1 pseudogene is annotated in these 2382 nt (G+C 56.8%); it reads left to right on the top strand.

The window, feature by feature from the left end:
• A pseudogene (locus tag BIZ37_RS29880) lies at positions 1-2382 on the top strand (hcalcium-binding protein); the annotation flags it as partial.

The raw sequence follows: 2382 nt of genomic DNA, 5'->3' as shown, positions 1-2382 counted from the left end.
GTCAATACGGACGGCAGCTACGATGTGATCGTAACTGGGCCCATCGATCAGGGTGACAGTGAGTCCACCCTGTTTAACCTCAATGTCACAGTGACCGATAAGGATGGCGACCCTGCCAATGGCACCATGGCTATCACCGTCAGTGATGGTGATGATGCGCCGGGGAATTACTACGGCACCATTACCCTGACCGAAGGGGACTTGGACACCGACGGTGATGGTGTTAACCCAGCGGATACCGACACCAGCTACCCGGCCACACAATCCGGCAGCTTCGAGTTGGTGGCGGGCGAAGACCGCTTGGTTCCTAATTCTGTTGTCGTAGATCCAGCGCAGGTAACTGCCTTAATCACGGAACTGAAAGCTGAACTGACCTCTGGCGGGCAGGCACTGGACTTTGCCCTCAACAGTGACGGCGACATTGTCGGCACCCTCAATGGCGAACCAGCGCTCACTGTTGAGTTGTCGGCGGTACAGAATGGGCAGGGCCTTACAGTCACTGTGGATGTTACCCAATCTATCCCGCTTGACCACAACAACACCGGGGACACGGCAGGCTTCATCTCATCGAAAGATGACCAGTTGCAAATCAATGTACCGGTGCAGGCCAAAGATACCGATGGCGATGATCTGACCACGGCCGCGGTGGTGGGTATCATCATCAAAGACGGTGATGTGCAGTCGTTCGGTATCGATACCGGCACCACTGTTGATGAGACCACGGATAAGGCTTCCCCTGTATCGGGTCAAATCCCACTCGATGTGGGCTCGGATGAAATAATCACAGTGGTGTTCCAGAACGCCCAACCGGGGCTAACCGGCCTGACCAGCAATGGCGAGGCAACCACTTTCACGGTATCGGGCAACACCTTGACGGTACTCGACAGTGCCAACAACCCGGTGATGACGGTTGTGGTGGCCACGGATGGTTCGTACACCGTGACCATGACCGGCCCGGTTGACCAGTCTGATAGCCTGACGGAGTCTATCAGCCTCAATGTGACCGCGACGGACAAGGATGGCGACCCGGCCAACGGCACCATGGTAATCAATATCACTGACGGCAGCGATGCGGCCGGCGGTGACACGGGCAGTGTGACCCTTACCGAAGGGGATTTGGATACCTTGGGTGATGGCGCGAAAGCCGGTGATACAGATACCAGTTACCCTGCTTCACAGTCGGGCTCGTTCGTCATCAAAGCGGGCGAGGACAAACTGGTACCGGGCTCGGTGAAAATTGACCCAGCGCAGCAGGCTGACCTGATTGCCGAGCTGCAGGCCGAGCTGACCTCAGGCGATGAGGCACTGACGTTTACCGTCGATGGTGACGGCAACCTGATTGGTAAGCTACCAAGTGGTGAAACCGCGTTGACGGTCTCCTTGTCTGCGGTCGAACAGGGGCAGGATATCAAGGTAACGGTCAGCGTGGTCCAGCACGTTCCGTTGGATAACGATGGCACTAGCACCACCGGTTATGTGACCTTCTTGGGTGACGACATCCATATCAACCTGCCGGTGCAGGCTGAAGATACCGATGGTGATGACCTCACCGCACCCGCAACGGTAGATATCAAAATCACCGACGGCGACAATCCGTCCTTCGGTGCTGACAGCGGTGTGTCTATCGATGAAACGGATGACAAGGGGCTGGTCATTTCTGGCCAGATCCCACTCAATGTCGGCTCGGATGAGATAGACACCGTGGTGTTCCAGTCTGATCAGCCAAGCCTGACAGGCCTTACCAGCAATGGCTATGCGACCAGCTTTACCGTAGTGGGTGATACCCTGACGGTGTTCGATATCGATAACACCCCAATCATGACGGTGACCGTTAATACCGACGGCACCTACGATGTGAAGGTAACCGGACCTATCGACCAAGGCGACAGCGAGTCGACCCTGTTTAACCTCAATGTCACCGCAACGGACAAGGACGGTGACCCAGCCAATGGCATCATGGCTATCACCGTCAGTGATGGCGATGATGCATCGGGAAGCTATTTCGGCACCATTACCCTGACTGAAGGGGACTTGGACACCGACGGTGATGGTGTTAACCCTGCGGATACCGACACCAGCTACCCGGCCACGCAATCCGGCAGCTTCGAGCTGACGGCGGGCGAAGACCGCCTTGTGCCTACGAGCCTTGCGGTTGACCCAGCGCAGGTAACCGCCTTAATCACAGAACTGAAAGCCGAGCTGACCTCTGGCGGCCAAGCTCTGGACTTTGCCCTCAACAGTGACGGTGACATTGTCGGTACCCTCAATGGCGAGCCGGCGCTCACCGTTGAGTTATCGGCGGTGCAGAACGGCCAGGGCCTGACGGTCACGGTCGATGTTACCCAATCTATCCCGCTTGACCACAACAACACCGGGGACACG

Origin of the sequence: Photobacterium sp. BZF1 (assembly GCF_014349205.1) — a bacterium.
In the GTDB taxonomy this organism is placed as follows: domain Bacteria; phylum Pseudomonadota; class Gammaproteobacteria; order Enterobacterales; family Vibrionaceae; genus Photobacterium.
This window is presented reverse-complemented; position numbering and strand designations above follow the sequence as displayed.